Origin of the sequence: Streptomonospora sp. PA3 (genome assembly GCF_009728995.1) — a bacterium.
GTDB lineage: Bacteria > Actinomycetota > Actinomycetes > Streptosporangiales > Streptosporangiaceae > Streptomonospora.
The window spans coordinates 510,691-525,623 of record NZ_VTZW01000008.1 but is presented as its reverse complement, the minus strand read 5'-3'; the positions used below and the strand labels follow the sequence as shown (position 1 = coordinate 525,623).

General features: G+C 72.3%; 9 protein-coding genes. 7 read left to right on the top strand and 2 right to left on the bottom strand.

Going from position 1 to position 14,933, the window contains the following annotated elements; translation table 11 throughout:
• Positions 1–89 precede the first annotated feature (89 nt).
• The gene (locus FZ103_RS08170) at positions 90–2,996 is read right to left on the bottom strand and encodes a glycoside hydrolase family 9 protein (RefSeq protein WP_155999973.1); all 2,907 of its coding nucleotides are present in this window, start codon (positions 2,994–2,996) and stop codon (positions 90–92) included.
• A gap of 2,155 nt (positions 2,997–5,151) precedes the next feature.
• A complete protein-coding gene (locus FZ103_RS08165; protein ID WP_186355989.1) occupies positions 5,152–5,793 on the bottom strand; it encodes a TetR/AcrR family transcriptional regulator in 642 nt (213 codons plus the stop codon).
• Positions 5,794–5,961: 168 nt separating this feature from the next.
• Between FZ103_RS08165 and FZ103_RS08160 the strand changes: the two genes are divergently transcribed.
• The 7 genes from FZ103_RS08160 (at position 5,962) to FZ103_RS08130 (ending at position 14,856) form a co-directional block, all read left to right on the top strand.
• Complete coding sequence (locus FZ103_RS08160) at positions 5,962–6,864, top strand: ABC transporter permease (RefSeq protein ID WP_343233434.1); 903 nt, start codon at positions 5,962–5,964, stop codon at positions 6,862–6,864.
• Positions 6,851–7,768, top strand: a complete 918-nt coding sequence (locus FZ103_RS08155) for an ABC transporter ATP-binding protein (RefSeq protein ID WP_222936586.1) — start codon at positions 6,851–6,853, stop codon at positions 7,766–7,768. Before FZ103_RS08160 ends, FZ103_RS08155 begins: the two co-directional genes overlap by 14 nt.
• A gap of 446 nt (positions 7,769–8,214) precedes the next feature.
• Positions 8,215–9,162 carry an NADP-dependent oxidoreductase gene (locus FZ103_RS08150; protein ID WP_155999972.1) on the top strand — a complete coding sequence of 316 codons (948 nt, stop codon included), beginning with the start codon at positions 8,215–8,217 and terminating at the stop codon, positions 9,160–9,162.
• A gap of 115 nt (positions 9,163–9,277) precedes the next feature.
• On the top strand, positions 9,278–9,907 hold the full coding sequence (locus tag FZ103_RS08145; RefSeq protein ID WP_155999971.1) for a TetR/AcrR family transcriptional regulator: 630 nt from the start codon (positions 9,278–9,280) through the stop codon (positions 9,905–9,907).
• 358 nt (positions 9,908–10,265) lie between these two features.
• Entirely contained in the window at positions 10,266–10,460 is a 195-nt protein-coding gene (locus FZ103_RS08140) for a hypothetical protein (RefSeq protein ID WP_155999970.1), read from the top strand.
• A 371-nt stretch (positions 10,461–10,831) separates the two neighbouring features.
• A complete protein-coding gene (locus tag FZ103_RS08135; RefSeq protein ID WP_155999969.1) occupies positions 10,832–13,162 on the top strand; it encodes a hypothetical protein in 2,331 nt (776 codons plus the stop codon).
• Entirely contained in the window at positions 13,162–14,856 is a 1,695-nt protein-coding gene (locus FZ103_RS08130) for an extracellular solute-binding protein (protein ID WP_155999968.1), read from the top strand. Before FZ103_RS08135 ends, FZ103_RS08130 begins: the two co-directional genes overlap by 1 nt.
• Positions 14,857–14,933 lie beyond the last annotated feature (77 nt).

Sequence of the window (14,933 nt, the reverse complement as noted above, 5' to 3'; positions counted from 1 at the left end):
GGCGTGCGGGCACCACCGGGGCCCGGCATGACCGCGGCCGGTCACCGCGCGAACGCGGCGACCGGCCGGTGAGGGGGGAGGGGTGTCCGTCAGGCGCAGGTCTGGCCGTTGACGGTGAACTCCTCGGGTGCGGGGTTGCTGCCTTCCCAGCTGCCGTTGAACCCGACGGTGACCGAGGAACCCGGTGCGATGTCGGAGTTCCACGACAGCGCCGAGGCCGTCACGGCGGCGCCGTCCTGGGACCAGTCGGCGCTCCAGCCGTGGCTGATCTGCTGGCCCGCGGTGAACTCGAAGCCCAGCTCCCAGTCGCGGATCGCGGAGTCGCCGGTGTTGGTGATCGTCACCGACCCGGTGAACCCGCCGCTCCACTGCTGGGTGCTGTAGCCGACCTCGCAGGAGGCGGCGCCCCCGCCGGTGTCGCCGGGCTCGGTGGTGAACGCGGCGGTGGGGCTGGGCTCGGAGACGTTGCCGGCGCCGTCGCGGGCGACGACGTGGACGGTGTACCCGGTGTCGGGCTCCAGCCCGGTCAGGGTGAAGGAGGTGTCCTCGGCCGAGCCGAGCTTGCGCGCGGCGTCGTCGGTCACCTCGTAGACGTCGTAGCCCGCGACGCCGCTGCCGCCCTCGTCGGTCGACGCCTCCCAGTTCAGGGTGGCGCCGGACGAGGTGACCTCGGAGACCTCGGGCTTGCCCGGGGCCGCGGGGGCGGTCTCGTCCTCGGCCGGCGGTTCGCCGCCGCCGGTCTGGTCGGCGATGAAGGAGGACACGATCGCCAGCGGAGCGTTCCAGTTGATGGTCAGCTCGTTGGTGGCCCAGGACTCGATGTGGTCGATGTAGCAGAACTGCGGCGCGCAGCCGCCCAGGTTGTCCTGGGCGACCGGGTCCCAGGTGCTGCTCTGGGAGTTGGGGCCGCCCGCGAGGGTGCCCTCGGGCGGGTTGGGCAGATCCGCGTCGAGCTGGTTGGCGTACCAGCGGCTGTGCTGGTTCTGGGAGGCGTTCTCGCCGTAGCCGGTGACGTAGGACTGGCCCAGGGCGTTGCGGCCGAGGATGTAGTCCATGCCCTGCAGCACGCCGTCGCGGTAGGCGGCGTCGCCGGTCAGGTCGAAGGCCGCGGCCATGACCACCATGTTGTTCAGCACCTGGCTGTTGGAGCCCCACACGAACACGTTGTCCGGCGGCGCGTAGGGCAGGCCGAACGCGTGGTCGCGCAGGGTTTGCAGGTACTGGTCGGCACCGGCGACCACCGAGTCGATCACGCGCTGCCGGTCGTCGAGCTCGTTGGGGACCAGCGCCAGGTTCATCCGGCCCAGCGCCGCCACCGAGCCCCAGCTGAGGCCGCCGGCGGTGAAGACGTCCTCGGTGTGCAGCTCGTGGCCCAGCACCGCGTCCTCGTAGGACTGCTCGCCGGTGGTGATGAACAGCTCCGACGCGGCCCAGTAGAACTCGTCGGAGACGTTGTCGTCGCTGTAGGCGCCGCCGCCCGTGCCGTTGTCGCCGGGGGCCAGGACGTCGGGGTTGGCCTGCGCCGCCTGCCACGCCTTCTCGGCCGCCTCAAGGCAGCGCGCGGCGAAGTCGGCGTCGTAGGGCTCGAACACGCGGGCGCACTGGGCGCCGGTGGCGGCGAGGTTGAGCGTGGCCGCGGTGGACGGGGGCTGCAGGTAGCGCGGCTGCGGATCCTCGGCCGGCATGAGCGGCAGCCCGGTCCACTCCTGGTCGTGGATCTTGTGGTGCGCCATCCCGGCGAGGTCCTCGCCCTCGGGTACCTGCATCTTCATCAGGAAGTCCATCTCCCAGCGCGCCTCGTCCAGCACGTCGGGAACCCCGTTGCCCTGCTCGGGGATGGGCAGGCTGCCGTCGCCCAGTTTGCCGGGGCTGGCGGTGTCGGCGTAGGTGGTGCGCTCCCAGACGCTCATGACCTGGGAGGCGGAGATGCCGCCGTTGACGACGTACTTGCCGTGGTCGCCGGCGTCGTACCAGCCGCCGGAGACGTCCAGCTCGTAGTCGCACGGGTCGTAGTCGGGGTCGCACGGCACGCTGAGGTCGCCCTGGTTGGGCTCCACGCCGACGTGCCCGGCCGCGCGGCCGTAGCCCGGCATCAGGGAGTCGTCGATCTCGATGCCGCTGCGCTGGGGGTAGTACAGCGACAGCGCGTCGGTGCGCAGCTCCTTGTAGGCGCTCCCGGAGATGTCGAAGGGGTGGCTGGTGTGCTCGCCGACGGTGAGCGTGTAGCCGGTGCCCTCGGTGGAGTAGTCGCCGAAGTCGATGGAGTGGGCGTTGAGGCCGGAGCTCTCGTCGGTGCCCTGCGGGGTGGTCTGGCCCTCGGCCACGGCCTCGCCGTCGGCGTTGTGCAGCGTCCAGGGCTGCGCCGAGGTGGCGTCGGTCACCAGCGTCGCGTTCTTCGGGCCGTCGGGCAGGTAGCCGACCTGGTTGACCTTGATCGGCGGGCCGGTGTCGGGCTCGTAGACCGGCGGCTCGGCGCCGTCCTGCAGCGACACGTCGTCCAGGCAGAACGTCCAGGCCTCCTCGGCGCCGCCGAGCTGGAAGACGAGCTGGGCGTCGTCCAGGGTGGCGTCGGCGGTGAAGGTGTAGCTGAACGTCTGCGCCTCGGAGGTCAGCGCGGGGCGCTCGGACAGGAACGCGGTATAGGGCTCCACCGGCTCCTGGACCAGGGCGCGGACGGAGACGTCGGTGCTGGCGGTGGCGGTGAAGGTGAGCTCGTAGGACTCGCCCGAGGTCAGGGCGATGCCGTCCTGGCCGACGATGGCGTCCCAGGCGTTGGCCGTGCCGGCCGGCACCTCGGCGCACAGTTGCCCGTCGACGACCTCGGCGGGTGCGTTCTCGGTGTTCCACCAGCCGGTCTTGCCGTTGTCGAAGGAGCCGTTGGTCACCAGCTCGGCGGCCTGGGCGGCGGGCGCGCCGGCCAGCATGGACAGTGTCAGCGCGGAGGCGGCCGTGACCGCCCCCGCAGCGAACCTGCTACGGGATGGGGATGGGCTCATGAGAGTCCTCACGTAGGGGGATGGGATGGGGGAAACGGACGGTGGACTCGCCTCCGGGTGGCCTTAGGTACTGGTATGGGAGCGCTCCCACACGTAGCCGAATCGTGACAGCGCGATTGCCGCTGTGTCAATGGACACATTCCCGGCGGGCTGCTCCGATAGCGGTCGGAGCGCCGCGGTGGGCCGGAGTGCGCCCCGCGCGAAGTCGCCTTCCGTGTATCGGAAGGGCTTCGGCAACGAAACGGTTACAAGCTTGGGGGATCGGGGTGCGAGGTGCGGCACGCTTCGTCGGTCCGAGGTCGGCGATCACCGGTGCCGGTGTTCGCCGGTTGGGCTTGCGACGAGGGCGGCGAGGGTGGGCGGATGGCCGGGCTGGCTTGCGTCCAACGGTTCGGGTGCTCGCCGGTTGGGCTTGTGACGGGGCGGCGAGGGCGGCGGATGGCCAGGGTTCGCGCTCATCGGTTCAGTTGGGCGCGGGTTGCCCACGCGACGGGGCGGCGACGGCGGCGCGGGGTTGCGCCCGCGCGGATCGGTTCGGGTGCTCGCCGGTGCGGCATGCGACGAGGGCGGCGAGGGCGGTAATGGGTTGCGCCCGCGCGGATCGGTTCGGGTGCCCGCCGGTGGCCCATGCGACGGGGCGGCGATGGCCAGCGGAGTCCGGGCCGGGCGGTCACCGGTTGCCGGAGGCGGATGGCGGATCGCCCGACGGGGGCGGCGAGGGCGGCGGATGGTCGGGTTCGGCGATCATCGGGTCCGGTGCCCGCCGGTCGTCCACCCGACGAGGCAGCGACGGCCGCCGGATGGCCGGGACCGCGACCACCGAATCCGGTGCTCGCCGGTGGCCCACCCGACGGGGCGGCGATGGCCAGCGGAGTCCGGGCCGGGCGGTCACCGGTTGCCGGAGGCGGATGGCGGATCGCCCGACGGGGGCGGCGAGGGCGGCGGATGGCCGAGCTAGAGCCCACCGAACCCGGTGCCCGCCGGTGCGGCAGGTGACGGGGACGGCGAAGGCGGTGGTGGGGCCGCCCTGTCGTGTCCAAGCAGTCGGTCACCACAGGAGGTTGCGGCAATGGGGCTGGGTTGCGCGAAGCGCGGTGCGCCAGCTTGCCGCCGAGCGCACGGCGCACCCTTGTTTCGGAGGCCCGCCACCGGTGGTGCGGCTCCACCTGGGACGGGCTGCGTGCGCTCGGCGGCAAGCTGTGACCGCGCTTCGCGAGGCGCACCCATTGCCGCAGCCCCGATGGTGGCCGCCCCACGGGGTTCCCGGTGGGTTCCTGGACGGCAGCCCCCGCCGTCCTGGGACACGGCCCGGGCGGGGACGTTTCAGGCATTTCACTCCGGGTGGGGCCACGATGCCCGCCGATGGCGCGCGGTGGGGCTGCTCGGCGCGCCGGAACCCCAGGGTTTCCGGGATGCGGAAGGAATCCGGGATGTTTGCCCGGAATGCCCGGCTGTGGCGGGGGGCGGAGGCGGCCGGGGTGCCACGAGGTGCGCGTTTGGAGCGGTTTTGACGCCGATTCCGCTTCAAACGCCATGATCATCGCCGATCCGGGCCGTGCGGGCCGCTCCGGCGCCCCCGCATACCGGACATTGCGGGACGCTTCTGCGCCTGAAATCGCCCGCCGCGCGGCCGGAGGCCGCCCCGGTGGTCGCGGGGCGCGTCTCGTCGCCCTATCGCGGCCTCGAGTATTCCGGATGCCCCGTTTCTGTGCCCGGCTCACCGCGTCGAGGGTGTCTGTGGGGCCACGCTCGGCGCCGAAAGTGGCGTCACGGACACCCTCGACGCGACCGGGGGCAGAGTGAGTTAAATTAAATCGGGCATACGGCGTTTCGGTCCGGGTGTGCGGGTGATGTGGATCTCCGGAACGCCACCGGGGTGCGTCGCCGCCCCGTTGCGCGGGTCAGAGGCGGGCACCCGGACCGATTTGCGCCGGTTGTACCCCGCGCTGTCCTCGCTGCCCCGTCGTCCACCGGCACCGGCGGGCACCCGTACCGATTCGCGCGGGCCCAGCCCTCCGCCGACCGTCGCCGCTCTCGTCGGGCGACCCGCCATCCACCCACACCAACCGGTGACCGCCGACCCGAATCCCGCGCCGCCCGCGCCGGCCCGCTGCGCGTCGGCAGCCGGAACCCTCGGCCGGGCCGGCAGGAATCCTCAGCCGCCCGAGTGCGCCGCCGGGCCGTGCGCCCCGATCAGGGCCGCCGTTGCGCCCTCGGCCAGGCGGTCGAGGTAGTCGTTGGAGACGGGGCTGCGGGTGACGGCCACCCGCCAGTACAGCGGGCCGAAGACCATGTCGAAGGCGAGTTCGGCGTCGGTGTCGGCGGGCAGGTCGCCCCGCTCCACCGCGTTTTTGATCATCACCGCGCTGACCCCCTGCTGGGTCTCGCGCAGCGCGTTCTCCAGGGTTTCGGCTATGTCGGGATTGCGTGACGCTTCGGCCAAAAGGTCGGGTACGATCTGCGAGGCCAGTGGGTGGCGCATCGCCTGGGCGCCCGCGTCGAGCAGTTCGCGTATGTCACCGCTCAGCGTTCCGGTGTCGGGAACCGGCATCACCTTCACCGCGGCCGCCGAGACCACCTCGAGGACCATTTGCAGCTTCGAGCTCCAGCGGCGGTAGATTGCGGTCTTGCCGACGCCCGCCCGCCTGGCCACGGCTTCGATGGACAAGCGCCCGTACCCGTGCTTGGCCAGTTCGGTGAAGACGGCCGCCTGGATCGCCAGCGTGACATCCTTCTGCAGAACAGCGGCGCCCGCGGGCGCGCGGCGCGCCTGCCGGGGTTTCTCTGCATCGGACACACGGCCATCCTAACGTAGGGACGATACGGTTGCGTTCTGTCCTGATTGGATCTACTCTATCGGAGCGACGAAACGGTTTCGTTCTGACGTGTTTTCGCAGGTGGAGCCCTAGCCCGGTACACGGCGCCCTCCCTTAGTTGCTGAGAGAAACCCGAAGTGAGCAAACGCGTGGGACCAGACGGAGTCACCAAGGATCGGCCGGATCCCCAAGCCGCGGAGCTGGCGGCCAAGTACGGCCTCTCGGTGAGCGGGGCGCGGCCGGGCCTGGCGGAGTACCTCCGCCGGCTGTGGGAGCACCGGTACTTCATCGCCGAGTTCGCCAGGGCGCGCTCCAGTGCCAAGTACACCCGCGCACGGCTCGGCGGATTCTGGTTCGTCCTCACTCCGCTGATGAACGCGGCCGTCTACTACGTGATCTTCGGCCTTCTCCTCGGCACCAGCCGGGGGGTGGAGGACTTCATCTCGTTCCTGGTGACCGGGGTCTTCATCTTCACGTTCACCCGCGACACGGTGACGGCCGGGGTGAAGTCGATCTCGGGCGAGCGCGGGCTGATCCGCGCCCTGCACTTCCCCCGCGCGGTGCTGCCCCTCACCCAGGTCACCATGAAACTGCGCCAGCTGGTGATCTCCATGCTGGTGCTGATCGTGATCGTCGTCGCGCGGGGCAACTACCCCGACTGGGAGTGGCTGCTGATCGTGCCGGTGCTGGCGCTGCAGCTGGTGTTCAACACCGGCCTTGCAATGTGGGCGGCCCGCCTGGGTAGCAAGGTGAGCGACGCCGCGCAGTGGCTGCCCTTCGTCCTGCGCGTCTGGATGTACGGTTCGGGTGTGCTCTACATGGTGGAGCAGCGGGCCGACGACCTGCCCACGTGGGCGCTGGTCATCCTCGACATGCAGCCGGCCGCCGTCTACATCGACCTCATGCGGTATGCCCTGATGAACACCCACAACTTCGGCGCGCAGTACCTGCCGCCGCACGTGTGGCTGCTCGCCCTGGGCTGGGCGCTGCTTTCCCTGGTCGCGGGGTTCGTCTACTTCTACCGGGCAGAAGAGGAGTATGGGCGTGACTGAGGTGTCCGAGCAGACCGAGAAGGCCGCCCAGGAGCACGAGGAGCGGCAGCCCACCGTCATCGTCGACAACCTGCACATCGTCTACCGGCTGCAGGGCGTGTCCGCCGGCAAGGGCAAGGGCAGAAAGGGCAAGGCCGCGCTGCGCGCGCAGGCCGCCGCCGCCAAGGAGCAGCAGGAGCAGGGCGGTGGCGACGCGGCGGGCGGCGGATCCGCACGCGGCGGACGCGCCTCCCGGGCGCTGCGGCGCCTCACCGGCCGTTCCGGCAAGGGAGGGCGCGAGGTTCACGCCATCAAGGGTGTGAGCTTCACCGCCTACCGCGGCGAGGCCATCGGCGTGATCGGCTCCAACGGCTCGGGCAAGTCCACGATCCTGCGCGCCATCGCCGGCCTGATGCCGGCCGAGCGCGGCCGGGTCTACACCGACGGCCAGCCTTCACTCTTGGGCGTCAACGCCGCACTGATGAACGACCTCAGCGGCGAGCGCAACGTCATCCTCGGCTGCCTGGCGATGGGCATGACGCCCCAGGAGGCCTACGAGAAGCGCGACGACATCATCAAGTTCTCCGGGATCAACGAGAAGGGCGACTTCAGCTCCCTGCCGATGCGCGCCTACTCCTCGGGCATGGCCGCCCGGCTGCGCTTCGCGATCGCCTCGGCGAAGAACCACGACGTGCTGATGATCGACGAGGCCCTGGCCACCGGCGACCGCAAGTTCCGCAAGCGCTCCGAGGCACGCATCCGCGAGCTGCGCGCCGAGGCCGGAACCGTCTTCCTGGTCAGCCACAGCAACAAGTCCATCCGCGACACCTGCGACCGGGTGCTGTGGCTGGAGAGCGGCAGCCTGGTGATGGACGGCCCCACCGAAGAGGTCCTGGAGGCCTACGAGGAGTTCATGAGCCGCTGAGGCGGCCACACCCGCGCCGATCACCTTGTAGCTGCGGTCATCTGCGACCGCGCACGGCGACCGCAGTTGCAGGATCGGCGGATCCGCGCGGGACGGGAACACGTGGTGTGATTCGTTGTTTACATAAACTATTCCGGCGCGTACTCTTTTTCCAGGTTGTGAAAGCGCTTTCACACCGTGGTCCACCAGTGGCTTCCGCCCGCGGACGTCTGCCGACCGGATGCGACGCGCACCCGGCGGCCCGCGTACGGAGCAGGCGCCGGACCGCCGCCGGGCGGTCGCGGTCCGGCGGGATGGGGAAGCGCTCGCAGTAGCGCTGGGCCGCCGCGGCGGGGCGCGCACCGCCTTTCGTGCCTCCGGGCGGTGGGCGCATCCGCCGCGGCGGTGCCCGCGCCGCGGCCGATCTCACGGAGTCGCCCGCGTTCGCGGCGGGTAGGTGCGCGGACATGCGTGTCATTGGAGTTTCCGAGTTCGGCGGTCCCGAAGTGCTGCGGGAGTTCGACATCGACGAGCCCCACGCGGGGCCGGGCGAGGTCCGGATCCGGGTGCGCGCGGCCGCGGTCAGCCCCACCGACACCGCCGGCCGCAGCGGCGCCTACACCCGCCTGTACGCCGATTCCCCGCCCCGCTACGTGCCGGGCATGGACGCCGCGGGCGACGTGGACGAGATCGGGCCCGGCACCGCCACCGACCTCGCCGTCGGCGACGCGGTGATGGCGATCCTGGTGCCCAGGGGCGCCCACGGCGCCTACAGCGAGCAGGTGGTGGTCCCGGCGGAATCGGTCGCCCGGATCCCCGCCGGTGCCGACTACGCCGCCGCCTCCACCCTGCCCATGAACGGCCTCACCGCCCGCCTCGCGCTCGACCGGATGGCGCTGGAGCCTGGCGCGACGCTGGCCGTCACCGGTGCCGCGGGCGCCTTCGGCGGCTACATCATCCAGTTGGCCAAGGCCGAGGGCCTGCGGGTGATCGCCGACGCCGCTCCCGAGGACGAGCGGCTGGTCCGCGAGCTGGGCGCCGATGCGGTCGTGCCGCGCGGCGACGGGGTCGCCGACCGCATCCGCGAGATCGAGCCCGCAGGCGTGGACGCGCTGGCCGACGGAGCGGTGCAGAACGAGCTGGTCGGCCCGGCCGTGCGCGACGGCGGCCGGATCACCACGGTCCGCGGCTTCCGGGGCGACGACGCCACCCGCGGGCGCGGCGTCGTGTTCCACCCCGTGCTCGTCGTGGACTACCACCGCGAGCACGACAAGCTCGACGCACTAGGCAAGCAGGCCGAAGAGGGCGTCCTCAGCCTGCGCGTGGCCCGCACCCTCCCCGCCGACCGGGCCGCCGAGGCCCACCGCCTCCTCGAAGCCGGGGGAGTGCGCGGCAGGCTCGTGCTGGAGTTCTGACGCGGCCCTGCCGGGACCGCCGGTCCGGCCCCACCGTCCGGAGGGACCGGACCGTGCGGTGCGACCGCTCGGACCTGCGGTGCTTCCGGTCGAGCCGATGTGGGATTCTGGGGCCATGCCACGCCCTTCGCCGACCAGCGAGGCGCCGCGCCGCGGGCGGCCCGGATACGACCAGGAGACGGTGCTCCGGTGCGCCATCGACCTCTTCAACCGCCGCGGTTACGACGGCACGAGCGTGGGCGACCTCGCCCGGGAGCTGGGGCTGACCAAGTCGGCCATCTACCACCACTTCCCGAGCAAGTCCTATCTGCTGCAGGCCGCGCTCAGCGAGGCGCTGGACGCGCTGACCGAGGTCATCGACACGGCCGTGGCCAGTGAGAACGGGTCGAGCGAGACGGCCTATGAGCGCCTGGAGTCGGCGGTGCGCCAGGCCGTGCAGGTGCTGGTGGACCACCTGCCGGCGGTGACGCTGCTGCTGCGCGTCCACGGCAACAGCGACGTCGAGCTCGACGCCCTGCGCCGCCGCCGCGAGATCGACGCCAAGCTGGCCGACCTGGTGCGCGCCGCGGCCGACGAGGGCTCCCTGCGCGCGGACATCCCGCCCGAGCTGACCAGCCGCCTGCTGTTCGGCATGGTCAATTCGCTGGTCGAGTGGTACCGCCCCGAGGGCCGCTACGACGCCGCCGCGATCGCCGACGCGGTGACGCGCCTGGCTTTCGAGGGGCTGGCGCTGCGCGAGGGATAGGGGCGGGGCGGTCGCCGGGCGCAGGTCGCCGATCCCGGTGGGGCCGTCGCCTGCACCGCACGTGCCTACCGGTGCCGACCGGGGAGTTCGCCGCGGTCGCGGTCGTCCCGTATAGCCGGCACCTGCCTGCTGCTGCCGCGCGGTTCCTTGATCCTTTTCAGCGGTCACGCGGTTCTTATGGCTTTCGCGGTGATGTGTCGGTAGGATCCAACTTCACGCGCATATGCACGTGCAGAATCATGCGGCGTTTGCGCGTGCATCTCTGTCGTTCCGGCGGAGTGGAGCGGCCGATCGCACGTGCGCTCCCCGCCGGACCGCCGCTCGCTGAACGGCTCAGTCTCGCTTAAGGAGGATCACCATGACCGACCCGAAGCCCGCCGCCGGCCCCGATGAGCCGATTCGGCCTTCCTTCCTGGCCGGCGCCGTGCAGGTGCGGCTCGTCATCCTCGTCGTCATCGTCCTCACCGCCGGAGTCGCAGGCGCCGGGGTCTGCGGAGCGGCCAGACGGCGCTACGGGCGCGCGGGCTCGCGCGGGCGCCATCGGCGCTCATAGCCGGCGCCCGGCAGGGGCGGGTACGGCCCCGCGTTCGGAGCGGCGGAGAATTCCGATGGCGGCGTGTTCGAGCGGAAAACGATCATCCATGCTTCGCGAACCGATAGGACCGTCCGATGATCGTTTCGCGGGGCTGCTGATAATAGAGATGCGGAGAACGGTGGATACCGTTCTGCGTTCCCCGTCGTCTGATTCATGGCATTCCTGTGGCCGGGTGTGGGTAGACCTGCATGAATGCGGCCGTTTCCGGCCATTGATGCCATTCCGCTTTCGAGTTCGTCCCTGCCACCCCGTATATTTCGGTCCACGCGGTTGCACTGCGGTGTCCGTAACCCGCGCGGATGTCCGAGGCGGGGCAGGAGGGCGGAAGCATGTCGGCTCCCGGGCCAGACGGGACAAGCGACGGGACGCTCCTGGGGAGCCTGGAAAAGCTCCTGAAACGCGTCTACACGGTGGTCCATGAAGTGGCCGTCTTCACCCTGGTCCTCCTCGGCGGCGGGCTGCTCGACCTCCATGCCGACGGTTCCACGGAGTACGCGCCACTGCTGACGGGAGTAGGCGCCGGGGTGTTCCTCGTGTGGCTGCTGTCTGGCCTGTGGGCGTGGGCCCTGGCCGGTACACCGACCCCGGCCGCCAAAAAGTTGCGCACTCGTGCGTCGGAAACTCCTCCTACAGGCACGCCGTGGCAGCGGCTGCGCGCCTACATTCGGAGGTTCCGCGTCAGGGAGGAGACGTCGAAGCTGCAGAAGCGGCTGCGGTACGGGCTCGCCTCCTCCCTCGCCCTCGTTCTCCTGGCCGGCATCGCGTTCCAGACCTTCGCCGCTCCCTGCGACCCGCCCGCCGAGGTCGTCGTCGCCACCACCCCCGACGGAGAGCCCGCGGTCGAGGCCGCCGCTGCCGCGTTCGCCCACAAGCGCGCCGAGGACTCCGACGGGCTCGGGCGCGACTGCCGCTCGGTCCGGATGGTCGTCTACGCCGTCGCCGACGGCCAGCGCATGCGCGACGCGCTGGTGGGCGCCTGGGACACCGGCCTGGGGCCGCTGCCGCACGTGTGGATCCCCGGTTCCACGGCCGAGGCCCTGCTGGTGGAGGACGCCCTGGCGGAGCAGGGGCAGCAGGCGGCGTCCACCGTCTCGGCGCCGCCCGAGCCGCCGAGCGCGGGCGGCGGCTCCGGCTCGGCGGACGCGGCGGGCGCGCAGACCGGCGACACATCCCGGCCCCCCGTCATGCAGGTAACCGACATCGAGGTGGGGGAGTGGACCCGCCTGACACCGCTCGTCCTCGCGCTGCCCAGCGGTATGGCCGAACGGCTCACCGGGGGCGACGCCGACGAGGTGGAGATGGACGACCCCTACGCCCGCCTGCGCGAGGAGTTCGGCCGGGGAGTCCGCGTGGTCCGCACCGACCCCCGCGACTCCGTCTCCTCGATGCTGCACACCGCCTTCCTGTACCACAGCCGGGGCGCCATCACCCAGAACGGCGAGGTCGTCGACGAGGCCCGGGCCGCCCGGGTCGAGGCCGAGCTGGAGCTGGGCGCCGCCGCGCAGAGCGGGGGAGACCTCGTCTGCGAGGTCGCCCGCAGCGCCGGCGAGGGCGTCCCCGTCGCCGCGCTGACCACCGAGGCGGCCGTCTACGAGACGTTCGTCGCCGGTCGTTGGCGCACCACCTGCCCCGGCGAGGAGGACGCCCGCGACGAGATCGCCGCCCTGTACTCGCCCGAGCTGCCGGTGCTGGACCACCCCTTCGTGCGGATCTCGGGTGTGAGCGCGACCGTGGACGGGGGAGCGACCCGGCCGGTCACCGAGTCCGCCGCGGTCGACGGCGAGGTGGACCGCTTCGCGGACTTCCTCACCGGACTGCGCGACTCCCCCGACGCCTTCACCCCGCTGTTCCGCAACGACGACTCGCGGCCCACGCCGATCGGCGTCTACCAGGGCTACCGCGACGACCAGGGCAACGGCCGCGTCGCCGCGCGCCTGGACGACGCGCCCGAGACCATCCCCAACGCCCTGGGCGAACCGGGCGTGTGGAGCGCGAAGGCCGCGGCCGTGACCGAGCTCTACACCCGGGCCCAGGGCGGCACGGTGCTGCTCGCGCTCGACACCTCGACCTCGATGGACATCCCGCACCGCAAGTTCGCCACCGCCGTCGACGAGGCGGCCGAGCTGGCGGCGGCGGTGGGGACCGAGGACGCGCTGGGGCTCTGGGCGTTCCCCAAGGGGTCGGCTCCCTCGGCCGCCGACGCCGCCGCCGTCGTGGAGCTGGACCGGTCGGGCGGCGACGGCGACCGGTTCGCCGATGCGCTGGCGGGCCTCGCTCCGGTCAAGGAGTCCACGCCGCTGCGCTCGGTCATCGCCGACGGCGCCGATGCGCTGCAGGAGTGGTCGCAGGGCGCGGAGGCGGCGGGCGGCGACCGGCCGCCGCCCGCCCCCGTGCTCGTGGTGGTCACCGACGGAGTGGGCGAACCCGCGGACGGAGGGCTGGGCATCGCGGAGATGCGGCGGCGGCTGGACGGGACCGACGTGCGGGTGCGGGTGCTGGCCGTGGGCGACGAGACCCGCCGGTGGGGCCGTTCGGACCCCTGCGAGGTCGGCGGCATTCCCGAGCTGACCGAGCACGACCGCATCGAGTGCGTGCCGGCCGAGCTGGACAAGCCGGGCGAGGCGGCCGTGGGGCTGCTGGACGAGGCGCGGAGGGCGTGATGGCTGCACGAGGGGAGCCGCCGGCCGAGGACGGCGGGCGTGCGGAGAACGCCGGGCCGCCGGACGGCGACGCGCCGGCGGCCGCCGCACCGCGGGCGGAAACCGCGGCGCAGGGGAGCGGCGGGCGGCAGGAAGGCGGCGGTCAGCCACAGGCCAGCGGGAACCGGGACGGCGGCGAGCGCAACGACAGCAGAGGCAACGGCGCGGGCGGGAGCGGTTCCGTCACCGTCACCGGCTCCGATGCCGCTTCCGCCTCCGCCGGATCCGCCGACCGGCTGACGCGCCTGCTCCGCCTGGAGGGCCGCAAGGAGCGCGTCGCCGTCGCGACCGCGATCACCGCCGCGCTCGCTCTGGTCGCCGCCCTGCTGGCCACCGACGGGCTGGGCGCCGAGACCGAGACCATCACCCTGGTCACCGGCGAGGACGTCACGGGCGCCGGCCTGTACCAGCAGTTGGTCGACGAGTGGAACGCCACGCGGGAGGACGGCGAGGTGCGCGCCGAGCTCATCGAGATCTCCGGCGGCGCCGACCTGGTGCGCGCGGAGCTGCTGCGCTGGAGCCGGACCGACGGCTTCTCCTACGACATCCTCAACATCGACAACCAGTGGACGGCCGAGTTCGCGAGCAACGGCTGGATCGAGCCGCTGCCCGACGCGGCGGGCATGGACGGCGTGCTGGCCCCCTCCGCCGAGGCGGTCACCTACGACGGCACGCGCTGGGCCAAGCCCTTCATCGCCGACGTCGGACTGCTCTACTACCGCGCGGACCTGCTGGAGGAGGAAGAGCTGGTCGGCGGTTGGGCCGACGCGCTGGCGCTGCTGAGCGAGACCGCCCGCGCCGAGGACGTCGACTACGGCTACAGCGCCCAGTTCGCCCCTTACGAAGGGCTCACCGTCAACGCGCTGGAGATCACCTACGGCATGCGCGGCAGCGGCGGCGACGACGAGCCGCCGGTGGAGTTCTCCGGCGGCTCCGGACGCGCCGCGGTCGACCTGATGGCCGGCGCGCTGGCCGACGGCACCGTGCACCCGGGCGTGCTGGCCGACGGCGCCACCGAGTACGACAGCTTCCGCCACTTCGTCGACGGCGAGGTGGTGGCCATGCGCAGCTGGCCGGGCTGGTACGACCAGCTCGCCCGCGACCCGGCCGTGGAGCCCGCGGGCGCCGGCGCCCCCGCCTCCGAACCGGAGGAGGCGGGCGCCGCGGCCGACGCGGGCGAGGGCTCGGAGGTCATCGAGTTCGGGGTGGCGCCGCTGCCCAGCGAGAGCGTGCTGGGCGGGCAGAGCCTCGCGGTCAGCAGCCGGTCGGAGCACCCCGAGGCCGCCTGGGACCTCATCGCCCACCTGACCTCCGCCGACCAGCAGCGCCGCCTCTTCTACTGCGGCGGCTACCCGCCCGTGCTGGAGGCGGCCTACACCGGCCCGGTCGCGGGGGAGTGCCCCGAGGCCCTGACCCCGGAGAACGCCCCCGCCGCCCCCACCGTGGAGAGCCGCCGCGGCGAGGAGTACTCCCGCCTCCTGCTGGCGGAGGTCGGCAACGCCCACCACCGCCCCACCAGCCCCTACTACGCCCGCTACAGCAGCGTGCTCCACACCGAACTGAACAGGCTCCTGCGCGAGTCGGAGGGCGAACTCGCCGACGCCGACCTGGCGGGCCTGGGATCCCGCCTCACCGAGGCGCTGCAAGGCCGCTGACCGGCATCACAGCAGAGCCTCCAGCGCCTCCAACGCCGCATCGCGCATGCTCGACGGGGCGGTTCACCCGGGGCGGG

Excerpts from the sequence above, each read along its gene's own strand:
- FZ103_RS08170 (WP_155999973.1), bottom strand. The coding sequence starts at position 2,996 with ATGAGCCCATCCCCATCCCGTAGCAGGTTCGCTGCGGGGGCGGTCACG.
- FZ103_RS08155 (WP_222936586.1), top strand. The coding sequence starts at position 6,851 with ATGGGCGTGACTGAGGTGTCCGAGCAGACCGAGAAGGCCGCCCAGGAG.
- FZ103_RS08150 (WP_155999972.1), top strand. The coding sequence starts at position 8,215 with ATGCGTGTCATTGGAGTTTCCGAGTTCGGCGGTCCCGAAGTGCTGCGG.
- FZ103_RS08145 (WP_155999971.1), top strand. The coding sequence starts at position 9,278 with ATGCCACGCCCTTCGCCGACCAGCGAGGCGCCGCGCCGCGGGCGGCCC.
- FZ103_RS08140 (WP_155999970.1), top strand. The coding sequence starts at position 10,266 with ATGACCGACCCGAAGCCCGCCGCCGGCCCCGATGAGCCGATTCGGCCT.
- FZ103_RS08135 (WP_155999969.1), top strand. The coding sequence starts at position 10,832 with ATGTCGGCTCCCGGGCCAGACGGGACAAGCGACGGGACGCTCCTGGGG.
- FZ103_RS08130 (WP_155999968.1), top strand. The coding sequence starts at position 13,162 with ATGGCTGCACGAGGGGAGCCGCCGGCCGAGGACGGCGGGCGTGCGGAG.